Origin of the sequence: Nitrospirillum pindoramense, assembly GCF_007827955.1 — a bacterium.
GTDB classification, from domain to species: domain Bacteria; phylum Pseudomonadota; class Alphaproteobacteria; order Azospirillales; family Azospirillaceae; genus Nitrospirillum; species Nitrospirillum amazonense_B.
The window spans coordinates 45,588-70,146 of sequence record NZ_VITR01000019.1; the positions used below are offsets into that span (position 1 = coordinate 45,588).

The following is a 24,559-nucleotide window of genomic DNA, read 5'->3' on the forward strand; positions in this document are numbered from 1 at the left end:
CCGCCATCCCCGGGGCCTCGAGGGCCCCGGGGTTGATCCTCGCTTACGGCCTGGTCGCGTAGCGCACCGCCACAGGGGCGTAGAGGTCCCAGACCCCGCCATCGTGCAGCGACCGCAGCAGCTTCACATACTCCGCATGCGCCCACGCCAGGGGCGTCGCGCTGTCGGTGCCAGCGCCGGCCTTGTAGCCGCGGCCGCCGTCGCTGCCCACGCCGTCCCACACCTGTTCCGGGATCATCAGGCCCTGGTTGGCGAAGCGCTCCAGGGCACGGACATAGGTGGTGCGGATGGCCTCAATCTCCGCCGGCTTGGCACCGCCAGCCTTGGCCGCCGCCAGCGCCAGCTCGTAATGCCCACGCTCCCCCGTGAGCAGGGGCCAGACGCGGCCGCGCTGGGTGGGGGTCATGGTGCCGCTGACGGCGTAGTTGGCGCCGGTCGCCCGGTCCTCGCCATAGCCATCGTTGCCATAGCGGCGCCAGCCGGGATAGGCGGTGGGGTCGCCGGCGAAGTGGAACGTGTATTTGACGCGCAAATTCTCCGGCAGCGCCTCGTCATCCAGAACGGCCAGGCTGGCCTTGATGATGGGATCGCTGGGGGCCCGCACGCCATAGCGCACCAGCTCCAGGAAGCCGCCGTCGACATAAGCGTCCTCGGTCAGCGCCTGCTGCCCGTTGCGCACCGCCAGCGGCGTGTGGGCGTTGGGCTGGCCCGTGGGCGCGATGCGCAGGTAGTAGCCGGCCCCCTTGCCCGCCACTGGGGAACCCTTCGGTGCCAGTTGGCCGTTGGTGGTGACGGTCGCGGCCTCCAGCCCGGCGGAGTATTTGTCCGCGGCGGCGTAATAGCGTTTCACCGCCGCCTCGTCCCCCGCCACGTCCGCCAGCTCCGCCGCCACCGTCAGGCCGGCGATGACCGCCGCGGTGGTGGAGGGCGAATTGCCGGCCTGTTCCTCCCAGCGCTCCTGCTGGGTCACCGGCGGGCGGATGGTTTCCTTGTTCCAGCCGATGCCCACGGTGCCGCCCTTGACCAGGAAGTCGGCGGCGGGCTTCACCATGCCGTGGTAGAGCGCCGTCACGTCGGCGTCGCTGATGACGCCGTTGCGCCAGAGACGCCAGGCCAGCATCAAGGGCATGGCCGTCTGGTCCAGTTGCACGCCCACCCATTCCGGCGTGCCGTCCACGTGGGTCTTCTGCAGGAACCAGCCGCCATCGCCATGGTTGCCCGGCGTCTTCGGGCCCACCTGGATGGTCTTCAGGTAGTTCAGCGCCGCCTTGGGCGTGTCGGTGTCACCCAACGCCAGCAGGGCCATGGCGCACTGGTAGAAATCGCGCGGCCACACCGCCTTGTAGCCCGTCTCGGGCTTGTCGGCCTTCTGCGTGTCGCCCCAGGGCGCGGAGAGGGAGGCGATGAGCGCGCCGGGATGGGTCTTGTCCTCCTGAGCCTTCAGCACCAGGGCGCTGGCATACAGCAGCTTGCCGCCATCCATGGCCACCTTGGCCAAGTCCGGCAGGGGCGCCAGCTTGGCCTGATACCCTTCCCAGCCGGCGTCATACGCCGCCAGCACGGCGTCGTGCCCGCGCTTCAGCGTCGCCGTGGCGGCGGCATCCGCCGCCTTGGCGCTGTCGCCGAAGCCGACGACGATGTCGAAGGTGGCCTCCCCCGTCACGGGCGCCAGGGCGCCGGCCAGCGCCACATTGCCGGCCTTGTCGCCGGTGGTGGTGTAGTCAACGTCCAGCTTGCCGGCCTTTTGCAGCTGGGTCAGCCCGTCGGAGGCGCCGACGAAGCCCACGCTGACGGCCTTGAAGCCCTGGGCGGCCTTCACCACCAGGTGGCGGTTGCCCTCATAGGCGTGCAATGCGCCCTCTGCCACATCGGCCTTATCGCCGCCGCCGGTGCCGGCCATCTGCGGGTCCACCAGCAGGTAGGGGGTGACGGTGCCACCTTTCAGCGCCCGCACCGTCACACGCACCATCAGGGTGTCGGCGGCGGGGTCGGTGAAGACCTGCTTCTCGATCTCGTACTTGCCGTTCCTGGCCTTGTTCACGAGCTTGTAGGCCAGCGAGCGGGGGCGGCCGGCGGCATCCACGTCCAGATAGCTGGTGGTGCTGTCGGTGTCCTTGTCCTCCACATCCAGGAAGCCCTCGCCCTGGATGGCGAATTTCAGCTCACGCAGCTGCACCTCATGGATCAGGCCGTACATGGTCTCGGTGACCACGCCCTTGGCCAGGGAGAACCAGACGCGCGACGGCACGGCCTTGCCGGGCTGGGCGTCATACGCATGATACGCCGTGCCGATGCCGGTCTTGCCCGCATAGGCACCCGTGGCCGCCTGCCCCGGCGCGCCCGGCGCCACACCGGCCAGCGCCGCGCCCCCCATCATGCTGCCGGCCAGCAGCACCGCCATCAGCGCCGCCGCCCGTTTCCGTCCCATCGTCTTGTTGTTCGTCATTCCATCACCAGGCTCGTAAAGAAACAGGCCATCACTGTCCCCCGCAGTGCGCTGCACAAGGCTTTGAATACGTATGGAAAGCCGGGGGTGGAAGGGGGAAATACGTATGGGCATGCGCCCCAAAGCCACACCGATCACGGCCGCGACAGCACTAGGCCGCCGAAGGGCGGCAGGGTCCAGCCCTGGGTGCCCGATTGCGGCGCGCCCACACTGTCCACCACCGGCCAGTTCGCCCCCTCTGGTGTTGTCCATCCCTCTGGGCCAAAGTTGAACAGGCACAGCAGCGTCTCGTCGCCATGGCTGCGTTCGAAGGCCAACACGTGCTCGCCCGCCTCGATGAAGCGCATGTCGCCCACGGCCAGCGCCGGGTGCGCCTTGCGCAGGCCCAGCGCCCGGCGGGTCAGCGCCAGGTGGGACTGGGGGTCGGCCTGTTGCCGGTCTACCGCCATGGCGTCATGGTCGGCGCCCACGGGCAGCCAGGGCTGGGCCGAGCTGAAGCCGGCGTTGGGGGCGCCGGACGTCCACGGCATGGGCGTGCGCGCGCCATCGCGGCCCAGGGTCAGGGGCCAGTTGGCGATGGCCTCGGGGTCCTGCAACTGCTCGAACGGGATGGCCACCTGGGTCAGCGCCAGTTCCTCCCCCTGGTAGAGGAAGATGTTGCCACGCAGGGTGACCAGCAGCAGCGCCGCCATGCGGGCGAAGGCCGCGCGGTCCTGGGGCTGGGCCCAGCGGGAAACGCAGCGCGGCGCGTCGTGGTTGGAGAAGGCCCAGCTGGGCCAGCCCAGGCCGGGTTCATCCGGCCACAGCTCCAGCGCCTTACGCACCAGGGCCGGGGTCAGGGTGTCGGCATAGAGGAAGCTGAAGTCATAGGCGCTGTTCAGCCGTGTGTTGCCCGCGGTGAAGGCCTTCATCTCGCGGTCGGCACCGGGGCCGCCCACCTCCGCCACCGTGAAACGGTCGCCACCGTAGCTGTCCAGCACGCCGCGGATACGCTCCAGGAACTTCGGGATGTCCGGGTGGGACATGTTCTTGGTGTGCAGTTGGAAATCGAAGGGTCGGGTGCGCAGCGCATGCGGGTCGGGGTTCACCGGATTGTCAGTGAAGGCCGGGTCGTGCATGGAGAAGTTGATGGCGTCCAGGCGGAAACCGTCCACCCCCCGGTCCAGCCAGAAGCGCGCCACGTCCAGCAAGGCGTCCTGCACCACCGGATTGTGCACGTTCAGGTCCGGCTGCTCGGTCAGGAAGTTGTGCAGGTAGTATTGGCCCCGCCGCGCGTCCCAGGTCCAGGCCGGGCCGCCGAAGACGGATTGCCAGTTGCAGGGCGGGCTGCCGTCGGGCTTGGCATCGGCCCAGACGTACCAGTCCGCCTTGGGGTTGGCGCGGTCCTGCCGGCTTTCCTGGAACCAGGCATGCTGGTCCGATGTGTGGGAATAAACCTGGTCGATGATGACCTTGAGGTTCAAGTCATGCGCCCGCGCCACCAGGGCGTCGAAGTCCTGCAGCGTACCAAACAGCGGATCGACATCGCGGAAATCCGACACGTCATAGCCGAAGTCCCGCATGGGGGAGGTGAAGAAGGGCGACAGCCAGATGGCGTCCACCCCCAGGCTGGCGACATGGTCCAGGTGCCGGGTGATGCCGGGCAGGTCGCCCACCCCGTCATTGTTGGCGTCGGCGAAACTGCGCGGATAGATCTGGTAGATCGCCGCCCCGCGCCACCAGGGTCGGGGGCCGCCCGGTCCGGTATGGGTGGGGTGTTCCATGGTCATGAAGCCTCTCCAGATGCGCAGACGACGTAATCAAGCGGGGCCAGGTGGACAGCATAGCTGCCAGGGGCCGTAGGGGCAGGGCCGCATCGGCCATGCAGGGCGGTGAAACTGGTCCATTGGCTGCCAACCTCGACCTGGGCGGTCACCGGCTGGGTGCCGGTGTTGACAGCCACCAGCACTTCCCGCCCCGTGGCGGGGTCGATACGGGACACGGCGAACAATCCCGGCTTTTCGCTGGCAAAGCGCACGACGCTACGACCGTGGCGCAGGGCGGGCTCCGCCTCGCGCAGGCGCGCCATCTCGGCCAACGCCTTGTACAGCGGGTGGTCGGGGTTGAAGCTGGGGGTGGCCGTGGTGGTGGTGGTGCCCACCAGGCGCTCGGCGTTGTAGGATGCGACGCGGCTGCCGAACATGTCCTCGCGCCCCGCGCGATCCTCCCCGCCGCTGAAGCCCTGCTCATCCCCGGCATAGACGACGGGCACGCCGCGCTGGGTGAACATCAGGGCGTTGGCCAGGATGACGCGCTTCAGGATCTCATCCTCGCCCGCCTGGGGGAAGGCCTTGCGGGCGAAGTAGGCGAAGCGGCCGTGGTCATGATTGCTGACGAAGGTGGGCAGTTGGCGCGCCGCATCCTCGCCCCCCTCATACAAAGCGTCGCCGTCCAGCATCAGGGCCAGCCTGTCAGTGCCCCTGGTCCCCGCCACAGTGTCGATCACGGCACGGCGGAAGGCGAAATCCAGCACGGCCGGCAGCTTGTCCACCCGCGTGTGGCGGGCCAGGACGGCGACGCGGCCATCGGTGTCCGCCACCTCGCCGAAGATATGAAAATGGGGGATGCCCCGGGATTTGGCGCGCTCCAGCATAGCGGGCACGAAGGCCTGCCAGAATTCCGGATTAACATGGCGGGTGGTGTCGATGCGGTAGCCATCGATGCCGTAGCGGTCGATCCAGGCGCCATAGATGTCGATGAAGCCGCGCACCACGGCCGGGTGCTCCGTCATCACATCGTCCAGGCCGCCGAAGTCGCCGTAGAGGGAGCTTTCGCCCTTGAAGGTCGATTCACCGCGATTGTGGTAGTAGCGGGGATCGTTCAGCCACTCCGGCGCCTTAACATGCCGTTCGGCCTCGGGCACGATGGGGGTGTAGGCATAGGCCGGGTCCGTCAGCCGGGCGAAGTTCTCCGCCGTCTGAACCTCATCGCCCATGAAACCGGCGTTGATGGACGGGCCGGTGGGGCCGCCCTTGCGGGTGTAGGGATAGTCGGCCTTGGAGCGGTAGGGGCAGGGCTTGGCCCGGCCGTTCCCCGGGGCGCATTCCTTGTACTGGATGACATCGGCCGTGTGATTGATGACGATGTCCAAGTAGACCTTCATGCCGCGCGCGTGGGCCGCGTCCACCAGGGCCTTGAAGTCGTCATCCGTGCCGAAGTGCGGATCGACGTGGGTGAAGTCGGTGATCCAATAGCCGTGATAGCCGGCGGACTGGTGGCCGGGCGCCCCCTGCACCGCCTTGTTCTTGAAGATCGGCCCCACCCACAGGGCGGTGGCCCCCAGGCCCTGGATATAATCCAGTCGCCGGATCAGCCCCTTGAGATCGCCGCCGTGATAATAGCCGCTGTCCGTCGGGTCATAGCCGGTCACCGACCGGTCGCCAGTCAGCCCGCCGCCCAGACCACCCGTGTCGTTGGCGGGGTCAGCGTTGTCGAAGCGGTCGGGCAGCAGGAAATAGACCACCTCATCCTCCGCCAGACGGTCGCGGTAGTCCGCGGCGCGCACCGGGGTGGGCCCGGCCGACAGCAAGGCGCCGGCGGCGATGATCAGGGTGGTGGAAAGCAGCGCCAGGCGGCGGCTGAGGGGTGTCATGCGGTCCTCGTCAGGCTGTCGGGCTGGCAGTGGCGGGCGATGAAGTCGGCATGGGTGGGCATGGCGTCCACTTCGCGCGCCACCGCTGCTTTGATGTCGTCGAGGAAACGGCGCAGGTCCTCCTCCGACAACTGGTCGGCCAGGGGATGGTGATCGCGCGGCCAGACCCCCTGCCCCAGGAAGACGTGCAGCCAGCTGACCTCGCTGAACAGTTCATCGTGATCGCGGGCGACACGGCCCAGCGCCCGGAAGACGCGCATGCGGCGAGCCAATTCCTCAGGCACCGGCCGGTCCCGGCACTCCCGCCAGAAGGGGCTTTCGCCGCGGTCCGTGGCTGCATAGTGCAGGATGATGAAGTCGCGGATGCGCTCATACTCGATGGCCGAGGCGCGGTTGAACTCCTCCACAACAGCGGGATCCAAAGTGTGGTTGGGTAGCAGGGTGATGAGCCGGGACAGGGCCGACTGCACCAGGTGGATGCTGGTGGATTCCAGCGGTTCCATGAAGCCGGCCGCCAAGCCCACGGCCACGACGTTGCGGTTCCAGAAGCGCCGGCGCCGGCCGGCGGTGAAACGCAGCGGACGCGGGTCGGCCAGCGCCTCCCCCTCCAGGTTGGCCAGCAGGGTGGCGGCCGCCTCGTCATCGCTGACATGGCGACTGGAATAGACGTAGCCGTTGCCGGTGCGGTGCTGCAGCGGAATGCGCCATTGCCAGCCCGCGACCCGCGCGGTGGAGCGGGTGTAGGGTGTCAAGGCGCTGGCGGTGCCGTCATGCGCGCTGGGCACGGCCCAGGCGCGGTCACACGGCAGCCAGTGGGACCAATCCTCAAACCCGGTGTTCAGCGCCTGCTCGATCAGCAGGCCGCGAAAACCGGAGCAGTCGATGAACAGGTCGCCCTTGACGCGCGTGCCGTCCGCCATCTCCACCGCGTCGACGAAACCGTCGTGGGCGCGCAGGATGGTGCGGACGATCCTGCCCTCCGTTCGCCGCACGCCGCGCTGTTCCGCGAACCGGCGCAGGTATTGGGCGTACAGCCCCGCGTCGATGTGGAAGGCATAGGCCAGCGGCTCCAGCGGGCTTTGCCGCCGCGGATCCGGCGGGGTGAAGCGTCCGCGCCGGGCCGCCACGCTGTTCAGGATGTAGGGTTCCCAGTCATCCGTCATGCCCAGGCGGTGGGCGCGCAGCCAGAAGTCCTGGAAATGCCCCAGCCCCAGCGCGTGGCCGAAGGCGCCGAAACTGTGCAGGTAGCGGTGGCCGGGCCGCAGCCAGTCCACGAACTCGATCCCCAGCTTGATGGTGCCCTGGGTCTGGCGCAGGAAGTCGTTCTCATCCAGGCCCAGGGCGCGATTGAACACGCCGATGGGGGGGATGGTCGCCTCGCCCACACCCACGGTGCCGATCTCTTGCGATTCCACCAGGTGGACGCGATGGCCCCCGGAGCGGCCGCCGGGGCCGAGGATGTGGCTGAAAAGGGCGGCCGCCATCCAGCCGGCGGTGCCGCCGCCAACGATGACGATGTCACGGAGGGGGGCGAACGTCATGGCCTGTCTTCCAGGTCGCTGTTGCCGGTACCTCCCCGCCGGGGCGGGGAAAAGGGTGAGGCGGGCCCTGGTTCACCTGGATCTGGGTGCAACCATGGCCTGGGCCCGCCTCACGAGGGCTCGGGGAGAAAGGCGAGAAGCGCCCGCCGGCTGGGAGGCCGGCGGGACACCTCACCCTATCGGCTCAGTACTTGTAGGAAGCACCGAGCAGATAACGAACGCCGTACTTTTCGTACCGCCAATTCTGCGTGGTATCGCCGTTGTAGTAGGTGATGACCGGCTCATCCGTCAGGTTCTGGGCCTGCAGGACGATGGACAGGCCCTTCAGGGCGCCTTCGCCGAAGTCATAGCTGACCTGGGCGTCGACCAGGGTTTCCGGCACCGCCATGTCGAACTCGCGGCCCTGGCCGAAGCCCGTCTGTTCCGACAGATAGCCGGAGCGGTGGGTGACCGAGACGCGGGCGCCGAAGCCGTGGTTCTCGTAGTAGAGGGTGCCCTGCTCCGTCCACTTGGAGTAACCGGCCACCGGCAGGCTGCTGTTGCCGGAACCCACACCCTGCGACCCGGCCTGCAGGTCTGTCTCAGTCCAGCCGGCGGCGCCGTTGATGCCGAAGCCCTCCAGCTTGGACCACACCATGTCCAGCGGCACGGCGAACGCGGCTTCCACACCCTCGATCATGCCGCCGGTGCCGTTCACCGGCACGGTGACATAGCCGAAGTTGGTGGCCGGCGTGGCGGCGGAGTAGGTGTTGATGCCGGTGAAGTCGGTCAGCGTGCTCTTGTTGTAGATGTTGTTTTCCAGGTGCTTGTAGAACGCCGCCAGCGACAGGTAGCCGGCCTTGTTGAAGTAGTATTCGTAGGACAGGTCAACGGCGTCGGCGTACCAGGGCTTCAGGTAGGGGTTGCCGCCGTTGCCGCTCCACGGGCCATTGTTGGGATTGGAAATCCCGGCCTTCGAAGCGTCAAAGCCGTAGGACAGGTTGGCCTGCATCTGGTCCATGCGGGCCCGCATCATCTCACGGGCGGCGCCCAGGCGGATCTGGTGGTCCGGGTTGGGCAGGACGAAGGCCAGGTTCAGGCTGGGCAGCAGGTCGGTGTAACCGACGCCCAGGGTGCGGTCCTGGTACTTGTTGGCGGCGACGATGGCGACACCGGTGGACGACTGGTCGGTATGGACCAGTTGCAGGCCGACGTTGCCCATGACCTTCACCGCCCCGACATTCCCATCCAAGTCCGCCTTGACGAAGCCGGTGGTGACCTTCTCGGTCACGGTGTAGTGGCTGTCGCTGGTGCAGTTGGCGCGGTACTGGGCGCAGGGCACCAGGCTGTAGACGCCGCGGGACAGCAGTTCCACCGGGTTGTAGGCGACGGTGTTGCCCAGGCCGATCCAGCTGAGGTCGGCGGTGCCCACCATGGCCCAGGACGGGATGGCGGCGCTGGCACCCTTCACGCCGGTCAGCGGATCGACCGCCGCGGTCAGGTTGGACGTCAGGGTGACGTACCATTCCGGCTGGTAGTATTCCTTGTTGCGCTCGGTGTAGTTCACGCCGATGTCGATGTCCTTGAGGAAGGCGACTTCGTGGAAGTCCTTCTTCAAATCGCCCCTCAGCGAGAGCAGATCGTCGTGCACCCGCGGCTTGTTCAGATAGCCGTTCTGGGCATAGGGGGTGGTGCCGCCGTTCCAGTTGTTGGGATCGGTCAGCTTGATCAGGTTGGGGTCGGCGTAGTTCAGGTTGTGGGTGTACTGGTACCCGGCCTCATTGGTGCCGACATTGGTGAACCCGATGGTGTCGGTGGCGCCGGACGACCCGCTGGAGCCGGTGCCGAAATAGGATTCGAAGCGGGTGGTGGTGCGATCCGCCAGGCTGTAGCCGGCGTCCAGGGTACCGGTCCAGTCGCCCTTGGTGTACTGGCCGTTCCAGCCCATGGAGTACAGATCGGACTGGGTGGAGCCCACGTCGCTACGGCCCACGCCCTTCACGCCGCTGAACGCGCCGCTGGTGATCATGTTGCCGACGGTGGTGTAGCCGGGCAGCAGCGCCACGGCCGGCTGCGCGCCGTTGGCGGAGCCGTTGCCCCACTGCAGCGGCATCTCGATGCCGCGCTGCCACTGATAGTCCTGGTAGTGGGTGTAGAAGAAGTCCAGCGACGTGGTGAAGTTGTCGGTGGGCTTGTACTGCACCGTGCTCATGATGCCGGTGCGGTTGAACTCTTCGGAATTGGCGCGCACCTCGTCACCGCCGATGACATAGCTGCCGTTGGACAGCTGCGGGTAGCCCCAGACGCGGGAGGTTTCCTGCTGGGTGGGGGAGTTCAGGTGCGCGATGGACAGCGACACGCCCAGGGTGTCATGGGCGAACTGGTCGATATAGGTGGCGCTGGCGCGGTAGCCCTTGTCCTCGCTGTCGGAGTTCAGCTTGCCGATGGAGGTCTGCTCATACCGGGCGGAGGCGGACAGCACCCGCTTGCCGTAATCCAGCGGGCGCACGGTCTGCAGATCCACGGTGCCGGCCAGGCCCTGGGCGGTGAAGCCGGCCTGCGGGGTCTTGTAGACCACGGCGCTGCTGATGATTTCCGAGGGGTACAGATCGTATTCGACGCTGCGGTTGTTGCCGGTCGACACCTGCTCACGCCCGTTGAGGGTGGTCAGGGTGAAGTCCGGGCCCAGGCCGCGCAGGCTGATGACCTGGGCGCGGCCGTCGACGCGCTGGGCGGCCAGGCCGGGCAGGCGGGCCAGCGATTCCGCGATGGAATTGTCCGGCAGCTTGCCGATGTCTTCGGCCGAGATCGCTTCCACGATCTGGCTGGCGTCGCGCTTCGCCTCGATCGCCGATTCCAGCGAGTGGCGGAAGCCGCTGACGACGATTTCCTGCATGTCATCGGTGGTGGCGGCATCCGCCGGCGCGCTTTGCGCCATCGCGGTGCCGTGCATCAACAGCACCGCGGTGCTGACGCCCAGGGCCAGCCTGGCGGCCAGCGCGATCTTCGTGTCCTTCATGGCACCCTCCCCTTAAGTCTCGCCTTCGAGCGGGCCGTTACCCGGCCCAGTTGCTGCTGTTTCTTGAAAGCGCCCACCCCCGCGGATGGACACCCCCCGGGTCGCCCCGGCATGAACGCGGGCCTTGACGCCCCCGGTCGACGGGGCGCCACGCACGACGTCATGAATGTCACGGTGTGGATCGGCGATGCCTCAGTGGGGACGCTGCCAAGGCCTTCGCGGCGCCCGGTCCGTCCTGTCACCCTGATCGCGCATCATCCTGGATGGGACGCCTTGGCGCCCGGCCCCGTATCCTCCCGAATTTGTGACGATCATAGTGGGGGCCGGATTTTTGTAACATAGCCCGCATACGTATGTGCAACGATGCAGTAACGGGTGCATACGTATTCAGAATGCAAGGTTTGCTTAACCAATTTTGCTTTTGTCGGGAAAGTAATCGCCTTCGCAGGCGCGCAACGAGAAAGGCCGGAACCTTCTGGCTCCGGCCGAACGCTTACAGACTGGCAATCAAATGAGACGTATTCTCATTCCACCCGCAGGGTCTTGGCGACGGTGGCCCGCACCGCCGCCTGGGCCGGAACCAAGGTCGCCAGCACCGCGATGAGAATGGCAACGCCCAGGCCGGCGGCAGCGCCCCAGGCGCAGGCCTGATAGTCGAAGGGGTATTGGATGATCCTCTGGCCGAAGCGGGCCACCACCGGGCGGCTGATGAGCGGTGCCCATGCCGAGGCGATGGCCCAGCCCAGGACGGCGATCACCACCGCCTCATAGATGAAAAGGCGCACCAGGGCGGACCCGCTGGCGCCCATCGCCTTCATCACGCCGATTTCGCGTATGCGCTCCGCCACGCTGACGCCGATGCAGGCCGCAAGACCCAGTACGCCCGTCAACAGCGCCAAGACGGAAATCGCCAAGAGGATGAAGGTGATGAAGTCCAGATGGCCGTCGATGATGGCCCTCAGCATCCCCGCCGTCTCCACTTCTCCCACCTGGATGCCGGCGGCGGTGAGATCGTCCTGCAATGCCTGGGCGGCTTGGCGCTGGTCGGTGCCCGGGGCCAAGGTCAGGTAGACCAGGTCGGCGTCCGCCGGGGACGGGCGCAAGGCATCCATCACCGCCGCCGGGGCGTAGACCCGCCCCGGTCCGAATTCCCGCACCACACCGATGATGGTGACCGGTGCGACGCGGTCACCGGCGCGCAGTTGATAGGCACCACCCAACTGGATGGCCGGCATGTCGGCCAGCAGCTTCTGCGTCACGACCACACCGCCGGACATACCGTCCAACGCGCCCTCGGCCAGCCATCGCCCGGCCAGCAGATCGGGGCGCAGCAGGCGGGTGTCCGCCGGCGCCGCCACCACGGGAATGGCGTTTCCCAGGCGCCCCCCGCCGGTACCCAGCGGTATGGCGGTCACCGCCCGCCAGTATTCCGCCACGCGCACCTCCGGCCGGCCGGCCAGCAGGAAGCGCAGGCGGTCCGCTGAATGAGGCTGGCGTAGCAACAATTGCACGTCATAAGGCTTGGTCCGGGCCACGGCCGCCGCCGTGCCTTGCATGGAGGCGCGGACGTTCAGCGCCGTCAGGAAAAAGGCCAGACCGATGGCCAAAACCAGGGCGCTGAGCACGGCGGGGCGGGGCCGGCGCAGCACCGCACCCACCGCCAGGCGGGGCAGCAGGGGCAGGATCGTGGCGCGACCCAACATCTCCACCCGCACGCCGCCACCCTGTCCACCGGATCGCATCAAGGCCAAGCGCACAGGCAGGCGCACCATCCGCCCCACCCGCCAGGCGGTCACCGTCAGGGGCGTGCCGGCGCCAAAGATCAGGATGATAGCCGCCACCCACAGGGGCGGCCGGGGCGTCACCAGGTCGAAATTGTTGCCGGCGGCCACAAAGCGGGCCGTGACCATCCCCATGGCGACGGCGGGCCAGAGGCTGGTCAAGGCCGCCGCCAGGCCCAAGGCGCCGGTGCCCAGCAGATAATCGCGCAGCACCTGCCCCGGCGCAGCACCCAGGGCCCGCATCACCCCCACCACCCGTCGTTCCCGGGTCATCATCCCGTCGATGAGGTTGACCACCAGCACCGTGCCCATGACCAGGGTGGTCAGGGCCAGGCCGGCCATCAGCACCAGCAGCGCGTCCAACTGGTTCTGGTGGCCATAGACCGGCACATCCTGGATATCCAGGCGGCGCACTGCCACACCCGCCGCCACCAACGTGGACTCCACTACCGGAGCCAGCGCGCTGGCGCTCTCCGGGCCACCGGAGGCGCGCGTGGTCAACAGCAGGCGGGTGCCGTCCAGCGCCTGGCCCCAGGCGGCCAGGGTGGCGCGGGTGACATAGCCGTACAGCACCATCTCCATGCGCGAGGGGTGCTGACCGGGATCAAAGACATAACCGCTGAAGGTGCCGCTGGCCGTTCCGCCATCGGCGAAGCGCAGGTGCAAGGCCGCACCGGGCCCGCCCTCCATGAAATAGCGCCCGTCGCGTTCCAACAGCAGGCCGCCGGTCGGCGGCGGCCAAGCCCCCTCAGGCAGGCCGGCATCGGGAGCGAACGTGGCCACCCGCAGGTCGCGGAAGTCGTCCACCACCGCGAGTTCCAGGGGCCACCAGTGGCCCGGCTCGGTCTGCACCCCCGCCCTCACCAGGGGGCGTTCCTCCAGCGCCGCCACACCGGGCAGGGCCGCCAACCGGCGCAGCACTTCCGGCGGCACGGCATCGGTACGCAGCACCAGGTTGGGGGGGGTGGTGCGGCGATAGCCAGCGTCCAGGTCCGTGCGCAGCAGGGAATAGGCGGCCACCACTGCGCCGGCGACGAACAGGCCGATGGTCAGGCCTGTGAAAGCCATCAGGGTGCGGCCCCAGCGCACGCCGAAGTCGCGCGCCACCTTCTTCAGCCGAACGGAGATCATCCCCTGCCCTCCGTTATCTGACCATCCTCGACCCGCAAAACGCGGTGATAGCGGTCCAACCCGCCGCGTTCGTGGGTGGCGACGATGACCGTGCGCCCATCGGCCACGCAGCGGTCGAACAGCGCGGCCACGCGTTCGCCATTGGCGCGGTCCAGATTGCCGGTGGGTTCATCCGCGACCAGGATGGGCGGGTCGTTGGCCAGGGCGCGGGCAATGGCCACGCGCTGCTGCTCCCCACCCGATAGGCGGCCAGGTGGGCGCAAGGCTTGGCCGTCCAGGCCCACGTCGCCCAGCAGGGCCAGGGCCCGCGCCCGGCGTGCCCTGGTCGGCACCACGCCCACCAAATCCATGGCCAGCACGACATTGTCCAGGGCGGTCAGGGTGGGGATCAGCTCGAAGAACTGGAAGACGATGCCGATATGGGTCCCCCGGAAGCGGGCCAAAGCCCCCTCCCCCAAAGTCTCCAGCGCCGTGCCTTTGACGCGGACGGAGCCCTGACTGGCCCGGTCCACCCCGGTGATGAGGTTCAGCAGCGTGGACTTGCCGGAGCCGGACGCCCCCGTCACCGCCACATACTGCCCCCGGTCGATGGTGACGGTGGCAGGCCGCAAGGCGGCGTACTCGTCCGGCCCCTGGCGGAACGTCCGCCCGGCGGCCAGCAATTGAATGACAGGCGACACCCGAACCCCCTTTCGGTTGAGAGACGGGCAGCATGGCGGATCGATGTCGGGCGTCGTTGGCGCGATTGTCAGGAAAGTGTGGGGAAAACCATGGTGGCCGTGGTGCCAACCCCCACCGTGCTGTCCAGGGTCAGCCGACCACCCTGGGCGGCCACCAGGGCGCGGGCGATACTGAGCCCAAGGCCGGCGCCGCCAATACCTCCGCCCCGGTGCTGGTCGACACGGTAGAAGCGATCGAAGACATGGGGCAGGTCGGCCGCCGGAATGCCTCGGCCATTGTCAGCCACCGCCACGCGCCAGCCGGTTTCGTCAGCCCGCAGGCTGAGGGCGATGCGGGCGTCCGGCCGGCCCTGGCTAGCGACCACGGCGTTATCCACCAGGTTGCCCAGGGCCTGGAACAGGCGTTCGGCGTCGATATCGACCGTGCGGTCCGCGTCCACGCTCACGTCCACCGCGACGCCGGCGCCCTGGACACGCGGTGAAATCCGGGCAAAGGCATCGCGCGCCCAATCGGCCAGGGGCACCGCCTGCCGCACCAGGGGCACGGCGCCCCCCTCAACCCGCGTCGTCTCAAGGATATCGCCGATCAAGCGGTCCATCAGGGCGATCTCGGCATCCATCTGCGCCAGATGGGGGGCCGCCCGCTCTGGCCTGCGGGCGATGGTCTCCCCCAGCGCCCGCAGGCGGCCAAGAGGGGAACGCAGGTCATGCGACACGTCGGCCAGCAGCCGTTGTTGCCGCAGCTCGGCATCGCGCAACGCCCGGGACATATCGTTGAAGGAACGAACCAAGCCCGCCAGTTCACGCTGGCGCGGCGGATCGAGCGTCTCCCCGAAATGCCCCCCGGCCACGCGGGCCGCCAAGGTGGACAGACGGCGAAAGGCCGCTGTCAGGTCACGTACTGGCGGCCAGACCAGCAGAGCGGCCAGTCCAACGAAGACCAGCACCACGGGCACGAATTCCACATGCAAAGGGATTGCCGGCTGGCCCGCGCGGCTCAGGACCAGGGTGCCGCCGCCGGGCAGCGGGGCGGCACCCACCAGCACCTCCATATCCTGGTGTGCCGCACCGATCAGTTCAGGACCCAAAGGGGGCCGGTCAGGACGGCTGTCGGCCACCACCTGACCATCAGCCGCCAGCCAAGTCAGGCGCACCCGGCCGTGCGCCGCCCCCCAGGCCTGGGCGACGGTGGCCGGGTTCTGGTCCATCGGCCAGTGACCGGCGTGCCAGCGCGCCTCGTCCTGCAGGTCGCGCTGCCAGTCACCGTAGAGAAAGCGCGCCTGGAAGTGGGTGGACAGCGTCACCAGGATTCCCAGGCAGACGGCCACCAGCAACAGCGCCCGCCAGAACATCAGACGGAACAGGCCCGGCCCTCTCATGACGGATGGAACCGGTAACCGATACCCCACACCGTGCGTATGAAGGTCGGGGTTTTGGGATCGTCGCCGATCTTGCGACGCAGGTTGCTGATATGGGTGTCGACGGCCCGGTCGAAAGCATCCGTCTCCCCACCCCGCACGCATTCCAGCAACATATCGCGGCTGAACACCCGGCCGGAATCGCCCGCCAACCGGGCCAGCAGGTCGAATTCCGTACGGGTCAGGTCCAGGGCCTGCCCGTGCAGGGTGGCGGTACGGCGGCTCGCATCAATCTGAAAGGGTCCGGCTTGCCGGATGGTAGGAGCGGGCTGCGCCGAGCCTGCGCGAACACAGCGCCTCAACACCGCCTTGGCCCGCGCCTCCAATTCCCACAAGCTATAGGGCTTGGGAAGGTAGTCGTCGGCCCCCAGGTCCAGGCCCCGGATGCGGTCGGCTTCCTGACCCCGGGCGGTGACCATGATGATGCCGATATCGTGGTCACGGCGGATACGGCGGCAGAGGGACAAGCCATCCTCCCCCGGCAGCATGATATCCAGCACCGCCAGATCCACAGCGTGCGCCCGCAAGTGCGCGTCCGCCGCCGCCGCGTCCGCCGCCCAGTCGACCTGAAAGCCGCTGTCGGCCAAGTGGCGCACCACCAGAGGCGCCAGACGGTCGTCATCTTCCACCAGCAGGATTCGGGCGGCGTCGGGCGGAGGCAGGGCCATGCCAAAACCTTGGATTTAAAGATCATGCACGCCTGACGATAGCGTGAAACACCCGCACCGCGACATAGTCGTGTCCGTACGGTCTACGCAGGGTGTCGCGCTGGTGGGGCCGGGTCGTCTGCCTTATCATTCGGCGCCTTAACAAGCTTGCCCATAAGCCCGTGGCCCGTCCTGGACCTCGCGGGCCCATCCGGAGGGAAACCATGACCAAGTCCATTTTGCGTGCCGCGCTGGTGTCGGCCGCGATGGTGACCGCCGTCGGCGCGCCGTTCGCGGCCCTGGCGGCGGCCGCCCCGGTCACCACCACCATTCACCTGATCACCGCCACCGGCGTGGGCCCGGCCATTGGCACCATCACGGCCACCGAGGGCAGCGGCGGTCTGGTGCTGACGCCCAAGCTGACGGGCCTGGCGCCGGGTGTGCACGGTTTCCACCTGCATGCCAACGCGTCCTGCCAGCCGGGGGAAAAGGATGGCAAACCCGGCGCCGGCCTGGCCGCCGGCGGCCATTTCGATCCCGCCAGCACCGGCAAGCACCTGGGCCCGACCGGGGACGGCCACAAGGGCGACCTGCCGCCGCTGACGGTGACGGCCGATGGCAGCACGGCACCCGATCCGCTGACCGCGCCGCACCTGACACTGGCCGACATCGCCGGCCACGCCTTCATCATCCACACGGGTGGCGACAACTTCTCCGACACGCCGGAGCCCCTGGGCGGCGGGGGTGGCCGCGTCGCCTGCGGTGTGGTGGGCGAGAAGTAGCCGGAGCCGGTTCCGGACTTGTAACAAATCCTGATACGGCTCTTGTTCCCCAGCACACGCCCTGCCTATAGTCATAGGCATAAAGGCGGGTCGGCAGCGATACCGCCCATGACAAAACCGGGAGGGTGCTGGCGGGGGGACAAGGGCCGACACGGCCGTCGCATCCCAGAATCCGTTCCGGCACCCCCAGGGAAAACGCGGGGGCATGATGGCGGAGCGGGCGGAGAGCGGGACAACCCGGACGGACGTGGAAGATCAGGCGCGCGGCCTGAACGCGGCGGCCGTCCGCGCCATGGCGGCGGGCCAGCCCGCGCGGGCGCTAGCCCTGCTGGAAGAGGCGCTGTCCTTCTCGCCGACCCAGGTGCCGCTATGGCTGAACCTGGCGGCGGCCCATCGCGCCCTGGGCGAACCCCTGGCCGCGCTGGCGGCGTTGGACCGGGCGCTGGCGCTGGAGCCCCGCGCCTTCATGGCCTTGCTGATGCGCGCGTCGCTGCTGGACGGCATGGGCCACGCCCGCCAGGCGGGGGCGGCGTATGGTACCGCCCTTCAACTGGCGCCGCCGGAAACGGCGCTGGACGCGCCCACCGCCCGCGCGGTGGCCCGCGCCCGCGAGCGGCACGCCCAGTACCTTTCCGAACTGGACGGTTTCCTGAAAGGGGAGATCGACGGTGACTTGCGCCGTTGCCAGAGCGGCGAGGCGCGGCGCATGGCCCGTTTCGTCGATATGGCGCTGGGCCGGGCCAAACCCTATCACCAACAGCCCGCGCAGTTCTTTTACCCCGGCCTGCCGGCCGCGATCGAGTTCTTCGACCGCGCGGAGTTCCCCTGGCTGGCGGAGTTGGAGGCCGGGACCGACGCCGTGCGGGCGGAGCTGTCCGCCGTCCTGCGGGACGAGGACGACCCGAGCCAGTTCGTGCCCTATATCGCCTATCCCGACGGGTTGCCGCTGGACCAGTGGGCGGAGCTGAACCATTCGCCGCGGTGGAGCGCCTTCCATTTCATGCATTACGGCCGGCCGCACGCCGAGAACCGCGCCCGCTGCCCCCGGACGGCAGCCTTGCTGGACGCCATGCCGCAGCCGCAGGTGCCGGGCAAATCCCCCGCCGCCATGTTTTCCGTGTTGAAGCCCCGCACGCGCATCCCGGCCCACACCGGCGTGTCCAACACGCGACTGGTGGTGCACCTGCCCCTGGTGGTGCCGTCCGGCTGCGGCTTCCGCGTGGGCAACGAGACGCGGGCATGGAAGGTGGGCGAGGCGTGGGTATTCGATGACACCATCGAGCATGAGGCCTGGAACGACAGTGACCAGACCCGCGTCATCCTGCTGTTCGATATCTGGCATCCCTGCCTGAGCGCAGCGGAACGCGAGATGATCACCCAGGTCATGACCGGAATCGACCGCTTCAACGGCGACCTGCCGCCGGAGGATGGGGCCGGCGGCGGCCTGTAACGAAGGCGCCGCCTTTTTAACCCACGGTGTCGGCGGCGGAGGCGCCGGTGGGGACCCGGGGCGCCTTGCGGTTGCGGTTCACCACCATCTCATCATGCAGCACGGTGATGATCCCGCTGCCGGTACGCACGAACAGGCCGGGCACGATGGCATGCACCAGGCACGCCATACCCCCCAGAAGCATCCGCACGCCAAAGGAGGTCGCCACCAGAGCGTGCTCACCATAGCTTTCCTGGACCGAACTCGGATGGTCGATGAACAGCTTGCGCAACATGGTCCCTGCTTCCCTCATCCAGTGCCGGCCGCTCACGGGCCGCCTGCCGCCAAGAATAACGCAGACTGGCTTGAGAAAAATCCCAAACTGTCCCACAGTACCCGGGCACTTTGTTGATTTTATCCCAATATGCCGGCGAATTATGGAACACCTTGATAAAACGGACATCCGCCTGCTGCAATTGCTGCAGGAGGACGCGTCGCTGTCCATCGCCCAGTTGGCGGAGACGGTGGCGCTTTCGACCAATGCCTGCTGGCGCCGGGTGAAACAGCTGGAGGAGGCGGGCATCATCCGCCGCCGCGTCGCCCTGCTGGACGCCGATCTGCTGGGCTGTGGCATCACCGTGTTCGTGGCCATCCGCACCAACCAGCATAATGAGGAATGGCTGGAGACCTTCGCCCGGGGCGTGGCCGAGATTCCCGAGATCGTGGAATTCTATCGCATGAGCGGCGACGTGGATTACATGCTGAAGGTGCTGGTGGCCGACATCCCCCATTATGACCGGGTCTACAAACGCCTGATCAAGGTGACACGCCTGACCGACGTCAGTTCCAGCTTCGCCATGGAACGCATCAAGTCCACCACCGCCATCCCCCTGCCCCCACCCAGGCCTTGAGCCCCGGCGGGCGTGCCCCCGCCTGTCGCTACCAGAGTGGGCATACGCCTAAGGCAAGATCGCCAAGGCGGCGTAACTGCGGCATGTTCCGCTTTTCACCAAGCCCGTCCGCGTGTGTAGCGCGGAGGGCTTTTTCATGAGCGGTCGGCGCGCCATTTTGGGTACAGGCGCGCATCGGGGTGAGGGGCGCGGGCCGTGGAAATGCTGCTGCGACAGCGGGTGCGACTGGCGGGGCTGGCGGCCCTGGGCGGGATCGTCGCCCTGCTGTTGATCATGCAATCCATCTTCGCGGAGGTGGTGAGCAGCGAAAAGTGGGTCAACCACAGCCACCAGGTCCGCACCACCGCGGTCCTGGCGTTGAACCACATCCTGTCGGCGGAATCGTCCCAGCGGCTGTACCTGCTGGTCCGGGGACCGGAGGCGCGGGACCACTTCCAGGGGTACCGCGACGATGCCACCAACCAGTTGCTGGCGTTGAGCACCCTGGTCAGCGACAACCCGGACCAGACCCGCCGGGTGTCGACGCTGACGGCGCTGGCCAATGCGCGGTTGGACGCCCTGCAGGTGCTGATGCAGACGCCGGCCGGAACCCCGCCCGACAGCATCACGGTGGAACGGGGCGAGTCCCTGATGGCCGAGGTGCGCGAACAGGTGGCCGTCATAGATGGGACGGAGCAGGCGCTGCTGGTGCAGCGGCAGGGCCGGGTCGCCACCCTGCGCCTGCTGTTCGTGGCCGGCAGCGTGGTCATCTGCCTGGTCGCCGGCGGGCTGGTATGGCGCCTGTCCAGCGGCGCCATGACCGAGGCCGACCGGGAAAGCCGCATGCGCCAGCAGCTGCAGGAGATGCTGGACGAGAAAGGCCGCCTGCTGCGAGAGATCAACCACCGGGTGGGCAACGGCCTGTCCATGATCGGCACCCTGCTGCAATTGCAGACGCACGACACCAAGGACCCCCAGGCGGAGCGCGCCCTGGCGGAGGCCCGCACCCGCGTGCTGGCCATCAACGAGGTCCACAAGCGCATGCTGCAGGCCGAAACGGTGGATGAGGTGGAGTTCGGCGCCCTGCTTCCCGCCTTCTGCCGGGAAGTGGCTGCGGAGTACGGCGCCTTGGACCGGGTTCAGGTCACCAGCACGCCCGTATTGCTGCCGGTGGAAACGGGGGTGGCGCTGGCCCTGATCCTGAATGAGATGCTGACGCCCACCCTGCGGCGGTCCGACCAGTTGTCCAGCCCGGTGACCCTGGGCCTGACGGTCGTGGACAACCGCCTGTCCTGCGTCATCGACGACCCCAGCGGCCAGTTGCCGGCCGACATGGGGGCCGCCCGCCTGGCCGGTATCGGCATGACCGTGGTGCAGGCGCTGTGCCGGCAGATCGGGGCGGAAATGGCCTTCGACAAGGCGGGCACACAATTCTACATTTCAGTCACCGTGCCCAAGGCCCGCAAGGTGCGGGCGGCCTGACGCGGCGCCGCGGCGACGGAGTTACCCCGCTAATCATTTGAGAAATCGGATCCGCAACGATCCGCTATACCTCTGCGCCTGTATTTTCCGGCGGCTTTCGCTATGATGGCGGCGCCCTGAGGACTGGCCGGGAAAGGTACGACGGCTTGCCACCCCACTACCTGAAGCTGCACGCCAGAGGCTTGCGGGCGCGGCTGCAAATCCTGTTGCTGGTGGTGGTGGCGCCCCTGACGGCCCTGTCCATCGCCGACTATGGCGCCCGACGGTCGGAGGCCGTGGCCGCCGCCCAGGCCCAGGCCCTGAGCCTGGCGCACGCCATCGCCGGGCAACAGGCCTTGCTGGTCACCCAGGCCCGGAACATCGCCGACACCCTGCTGAGCGAAAGCGCCCATCTGCCGTTGGACCAATGTATCCAGGATGCGCGGCTGATGAAGCAGGCGCATCCCTGGATCAACAACGTCAACCTGATGAGCCCGGACGGCCAGGTCTTCTGCTCGTCCGCCGAACGGCCCTTCCAGAATTTCGGCGACCGTGACTATTTCCAGGAACTGCTGGAAACCGGCCAGCCCACGATCAGCGACTTCCTGATCGGTCGAACCAACGGCAAGCCCATCATGGTGGTGACGCGGATACGGGCCACGCCCGGCGGTGGCGTCGCCCTGGTGGCCGGCACCGCCATCAATCTGCAATGGCTGGAGGATATGGGCCGCCAGATGGTGGCGCGGCGCCACGCCGTTTTCCTGGCCGTCGACCGCCATGGGCACATCCTGGCTCGCTATCCCGAGCAGGACACGGCCCTGGGCGCAGGCGGCGCGCGGCTGCCCCTGATCGGCACCATCCTGGCCACACCGGACGGCACGGCCGACATGGCCGACCTGCGGGGTGAGAAGCAGCTCTTCGGCTTCGCCAGCGTGGGCGACACGGGGGCCCGGGTGGCCGTGGGCCTGTCCAAGGCCGAGGTGCTGGCCAACGCCAACATCGACTTCCGCCGCAATCTGGTGGCGGTTCTGGCCATCACCCTGCTGGCCTTCGCGCTGGGGGTCGCGGGGCTGGAATTGTCGGTGCTGCGCTGGCTGCAGACCTTGGGCGACGCGGCCCAGCGCATCGCCGCCGGCGACCGTGCCATTCATCTCGACAGCCCCGGCAGCGGACCGGAACTGGAAGCGGTTGCCCAGGCCTTCAACGCCATGGCCGACGCCGTGGCCCGGCAAGAGCAGGAACTGATCGCGCGCGAGGAACGGTTCCGCGACCTGACGGAAGTGTCGACGGACTGGTACTGGGAAACGGACGAAACCCACCGCTTCACCTACATTTCGGACGGGATCCGGTTCGTCGGCATGGATATGGGCCAATTGCTGGGCCGTACCCGGCGTGAGCTGTCCGCCGATGCCGACGCCACCCATTGGGCGGTTTATGAGAGCTTCCTGAACAACCGCGTTCCCTTCCGCGACTTCAGCTATTCCGTGCGCGGTCCCGATGGCGGGGTGCTGCACCTGGAAATCTCGGGCCGGCCCTACTACGGGTCGGATGGGCAGTTCCGCGGCTTCCGCGGAATCGGCCGCAACATCACGCCGCTGGTGGAGGCGCGCCAGCGCCTGCAGGATCGCGACCGGCTGCTGACCGCCATCCTGGAATCCATAGACCAGGGCATCGTCGCCTTCGATGCGCAGTTGCGCCTGTCCATCCGCAACCACCAATTCCTGGACCTCATGGACATGAAGCCGCAGGACTGCCTACCGGGCATGCCCCTGACGGAGGTGGAGGCGCTGTTGACGGATCACGCCGCCGCTCCCCTGGTCGGCATGCATCCGCAGGGCCCCGTGGCCGCCAAAGAACCAACCCCTGATCCCGCGACGCCGGACGGCATGACGCCGGCAACCTACGAACTGACCCGACCCGACGGCAGCACCCTGGAGGCGCAGGCCATCCCCATGGCGGGCAGCGGCTTCGTTGTCAGCTACCGAGACATGACGGTGCAGCGGCGGCAGGTGAGCGACCTGATCGACGCCCGTGACCGGCTGGCGGCCCAGGCGCGGGAGCTGCGCACCCTGGCGGAGGAGCTGGACGCGGCCCGGCGGGCGGCGGAGGCGGCGAACGCGGCCAAGTCCGACTTCCTGGCCAATATGAGCCATGAGATCCGCACCCCCATGAACGGCGTGATGGGCATGGTGCAGTTGCTGCAGGAAAGCCCGCTGACCCCCGACCAGGCGGCCTACACCGCCGTCATCCGCGACAGCGCCGACGCCTTGCTGTCCATCATCAACGACATCCTGGACATCTCGAAGCTGGAAGCCGGCCGCGTGGAACTGGAGGAGGTGCCGTTCGCCCTGGCCGACGTCACCGCCGGGGTGATGGCCATCCTGGGCCCCCGCGCGAGGGACAAGGGCATCCGGCTGGAAACGGTGGCGACCGGGGCTTCCCCGGGCCACTATCGGGGGGATCCCCTGCGCCTGCGCCAGGTGCTGCTGAACCTTGTGGGCAACGCCGTGAAGTTCACGGAAAAGGGATCGGTCGTGCTGGAGGTCGAAGTGGGCATCGCCCAGGATGACAGGGCGCCGCTGCATTTCGCCGTGCGCGACACCGGCATCGGCATCAGCGCCACGGCCCAAGCGCAATTATTCCGCAAGTTCGGCCAGGCCGACACGTCCATCTCGCGCCGTTTCGGCGGGTCCGGCCTGGGCCTGGCCATTTCCCAGCGCCTGGTGGCACTGATGGGCGGCGCCATCCATCTGGAAAGCGCCCTGAACCAGGGCAGCACCTTTTCCTTCACCATCACGCTACCGCTCGTTCCGGCCAAGGACATGCCCAAAACCAGCCCGACCCCAGCCGCGCCCCAGGCCCCGCCACCCCGCGCCGGACGCAGCCCGAAAACCACGCGCCACGGCCTGCCCGGCGGGGATGGCGCCCACCTGCTGGTGGTGGACGACAACGGCATCAACCAGACCGTGGCCAAAACCATGCTGGAACGGCTGGGCTATCACGTCACCCTGGCCAGTGACGCGCGAACGGCGCTGGACCTGTATGAACGGAACACCTTCCAGGCCGTGCTGATGGACATCCAGATGCCGGAGATGGACGGCGTGCAGGCCACCCAGCGCATGCGCGCCATCCAGCAGGCGACGGGCGCCCCCCGCACCCCCGTCATCGCCATGACGGCCAACGCCATGGCCGGCATGCGGGAGGAGTATCTGGCCGCCGGCATGGACGACTACATCGCCAAGCCCTTCGCCCTTCCCACCCTGGCGAACACCGTGGCGCGTTGGGTGGGGGCGGCCACCCCTGTCGCCGCTCCGCCGGCGCCAGCAGCGCCAGCGCCCGTCCACGAACCGCCGGTGCTGGACCCGGCGCCGTTGCGACAGTTGGCGGAGCTGTTGGACACCGATACCCTGGCGGACCTGGTCATGTCCTCCGTGGCGGAGTGTGAGGCGCGGGTGGCCACGCTGGAGACGCTGGCCGCCACCAACGACACCGACGCCATGGCCAAGGCCGCCCATACCCTGATCGCCACCGCCGGCGATATCGGCCTGCGGCAGATGCAGGCCCAGGCCACGCGCATTCAAACGGCGGCGCGCGCCGGCAAGGCGGATGCGTGCCGCCCCGATATCGCCGCCCTGGCCAGCACCCTGCCCGCCGGAATGGCCGCCGTGGCCGCTGTGCTGAAACCGCTGCTGAAAAAGGGACGGGACGGAACGGCTTGACCGAA

At 68.1% G+C, this 24,559-nt stretch carries 15 protein-coding genes; 5 read left to right on the plus strand and 10 right to left on the minus strand.

All coding sequences use genetic code 11. From position 1 onward, the window contains the following. Positions 1-43: 43 nt before the first annotated feature. From FBZ90_RS24615 to FBZ90_RS24655, 9 genes are all read right to left on the minus strand, one after another. Positions 44-2,446, minus strand: a complete 2,403-nt coding sequence (locus FBZ90_RS24615; protein ID WP_145735840.1) for a glucan 1,4-alpha-glucosidase — start codon at positions 2,444-2,446, stop codon at positions 44-46. Between the two features lie 134 nt (positions 2,447-2,580). Then, complete coding sequence (locus FBZ90_RS24620) at positions 2,581-4,215, minus strand: alpha-amylase family glycosyl hydrolase (protein ID WP_145735842.1); 1,635 nt, start codon at positions 4,213-4,215, stop codon at positions 2,581-2,583. Continuing rightward, positions 4,212-6,077: an alpha-amylase family glycosyl hydrolase gene (locus FBZ90_RS24625; RefSeq protein ID WP_145735844.1), complete on the minus strand. Its 1,866-nt coding sequence runs from the start codon at positions 6,075-6,077 to the stop codon at positions 4,212-4,214. Before FBZ90_RS24625 ends, FBZ90_RS24620 begins: the two co-directional genes overlap by 4 nt. Further along, positions 6,074-7,618, minus strand: a complete 1,545-nt coding sequence (locus FBZ90_RS24630; RefSeq protein ID WP_145735846.1) for a tryptophan halogenase family protein — start codon at positions 7,616-7,618, stop codon at positions 6,074-6,076. The genes FBZ90_RS24625 and FBZ90_RS24630 overlap by 4 nt, the downstream gene beginning before the upstream one ends. Before the next feature lie 184 nt (positions 7,619-7,802). Further along, the gene (locus FBZ90_RS24635) at positions 7,803-10,616 is read right to left on the minus strand and encodes a TonB-dependent receptor (RefSeq protein WP_145735848.1); all 2,814 of its coding nucleotides are present in this window, start codon (positions 10,614-10,616) and stop codon (positions 7,803-7,805) included. A gap of 524 nt (positions 10,617-11,140) precedes the next feature. Beyond that, positions 11,141-13,528 (minus strand): ABC transporter permease, encoded by a 2,388-nt coding sequence (locus tag FBZ90_RS24640; protein WP_145735850.1) that lies wholly within the window; start codon positions 13,526-13,528, stop codon positions 11,141-11,143. Then, entirely contained in the window at positions 13,525-14,208 is a 684-nt protein-coding gene (locus FBZ90_RS24645) for an ABC transporter ATP-binding protein (RefSeq protein ID WP_211102300.1), read from the minus strand. Before FBZ90_RS24645 ends, FBZ90_RS24640 begins: the two co-directional genes overlap by 4 nt. Before the next feature lie 68 nt (positions 14,209-14,276). Then, positions 14,277-15,587: a sensor histidine kinase gene (locus FBZ90_RS24650; protein ID WP_145735852.1), complete on the minus strand. Its 1,311-nt coding sequence runs from the start codon at positions 15,585-15,587 to the stop codon at positions 14,277-14,279. Continuing rightward, a complete protein-coding gene (locus FBZ90_RS24655) occupies positions 15,584-16,294 on the minus strand; it encodes a response regulator (RefSeq protein WP_145735854.1) in 711 nt (236 codons plus the stop codon). The genes FBZ90_RS24650 and FBZ90_RS24655 overlap by 4 nt, the downstream gene beginning before the upstream one ends. 203 nt (positions 16,295-16,497) lie before the next feature. Here FBZ90_RS24655 and sodC point away from each other — a divergent pair, with 203 nt between their 5' ends. Both sodC and FBZ90_RS24665 read left to right on the plus strand, forming a co-directional pair. Continuing rightward, positions 16,498-17,055 (plus strand): superoxide dismutase [Cu-Zn] SodC, encoded by a 558-nt coding sequence (sodC, locus tag FBZ90_RS24660; protein ID WP_276509116.1) that lies wholly within the window; start codon positions 16,498-16,500, stop codon positions 17,053-17,055. 205 nt (positions 17,056-17,260) lie between these two features. Then, positions 17,261-18,505 (plus strand): aspartyl/asparaginyl beta-hydroxylase domain-containing protein, encoded by a 1,245-nt coding sequence (locus FBZ90_RS24665; protein WP_145735857.1) that lies wholly within the window; start codon positions 17,261-17,263, stop codon positions 18,503-18,505. A gap of 16 nt (positions 18,506-18,521) precedes the next feature. On the opposite strand, the gene FBZ90_RS24670 is transcribed toward FBZ90_RS24665, so the two are convergent. Then, positions 18,522-18,779, minus strand: a complete 258-nt coding sequence (locus tag FBZ90_RS24670; RefSeq protein ID WP_145735858.1) for a DUF6356 family protein — start codon at positions 18,777-18,779, stop codon at positions 18,522-18,524. 142 nt (positions 18,780-18,921) lie between these two features. Here FBZ90_RS24670 and FBZ90_RS24675 point away from each other — a divergent pair, with 142 nt between their 5' ends. From FBZ90_RS24675 to FBZ90_RS24685, 3 genes are all read left to right on the plus strand, one after another. Further along, positions 18,922-19,395: an Lrp/AsnC family transcriptional regulator gene (locus FBZ90_RS24675; RefSeq protein WP_145735860.1), complete on the plus strand. Its 474-nt coding sequence runs from the start codon at positions 18,922-18,924 to the stop codon at positions 19,393-19,395. 201 nt (positions 19,396-19,596) lie between these two features. Continuing rightward, positions 19,597-20,856: a sensor histidine kinase gene (locus FBZ90_RS24680; RefSeq protein ID WP_246130859.1), complete on the plus strand. Its 1,260-nt coding sequence runs from the start codon at positions 19,597-19,599 to the stop codon at positions 20,854-20,856. A 146-nt stretch (positions 20,857-21,002) separates the two neighbouring features. Next, positions 21,003-24,554, plus strand: a complete 3,552-nt coding sequence (locus FBZ90_RS24685; protein ID WP_145735864.1) for a response regulator — start codon at positions 21,003-21,005, stop codon at positions 24,552-24,554. Positions 24,555-24,559 lie beyond the last annotated feature (5 nt).

Excerpts from the sequence above, each read along its gene's own strand:
- FBZ90_RS24615 (WP_145735840.1), bottom strand. The coding sequence starts at position 2,446 with ATGACGAACAACAAGACGATGGGACGGAAACGGGCGGCGGCGCTGATG.
- FBZ90_RS24620 (WP_145735842.1), bottom strand. The coding sequence starts at position 4,215 with ATGACCATGGAACACCCCACCCATACCGGACCGGGCGGCCCCCGACCC.
- FBZ90_RS24625 (WP_145735844.1), bottom strand. The coding sequence starts at position 6,077 with ATGACACCCCTCAGCCGCCGCCTGGCGCTGCTTTCCACCACCCTGATC.
- FBZ90_RS24630 (WP_145735846.1), bottom strand. The coding sequence starts at position 7,618 with ATGACGTTCGCCCCCCTCCGTGACATCGTCATCGTTGGCGGCGGCACC.
- FBZ90_RS24635 (WP_145735848.1), bottom strand. The coding sequence starts at position 10,616 with ATGAAGGACACGAAGATCGCGCTGGCCGCCAGGCTGGCCCTGGGCGTC.
- FBZ90_RS24640 (WP_145735850.1), bottom strand. The coding sequence starts at position 13,528 with ATGATCTCCGTTCGGCTGAAGAAGGTGGCGCGCGACTTCGGCGTGCGC.
- FBZ90_RS24650 (WP_145735852.1), bottom strand. The coding sequence starts at position 15,587 with ATGAGAGGGCCGGGCCTGTTCCGTCTGATGTTCTGGCGGGCGCTGTTG.
- FBZ90_RS24655 (WP_145735854.1), bottom strand. The coding sequence starts at position 16,294 with ATGGCCCTGCCTCCGCCCGACGCCGCCCGAATCCTGCTGGTGGAAGAT.
- sodC (WP_276509116.1), top strand. The coding sequence starts at position 16,498 with ATGACCAAGTCCATTTTGCGTGCCGCGCTGGTGTCGGCCGCGATGGTG.
- FBZ90_RS24665 (WP_145735857.1), top strand. The coding sequence starts at position 17,261 with ATGATGGCGGAGCGGGCGGAGAGCGGGACAACCCGGACGGACGTGGAA.
- FBZ90_RS24670 (WP_145735858.1), bottom strand. The coding sequence starts at position 18,779 with ATGTTGCGCAAGCTGTTCATCGACCATCCGAGTTCGGTCCAGGAAAGC.
- FBZ90_RS24675 (WP_145735860.1), top strand. The coding sequence starts at position 18,922 with ATGGAACACCTTGATAAAACGGACATCCGCCTGCTGCAATTGCTGCAG.
- FBZ90_RS24680 (WP_246130859.1), top strand. The coding sequence starts at position 19,597 with ATGCTGCTGCGACAGCGGGTGCGACTGGCGGGGCTGGCGGCCCTGGGC.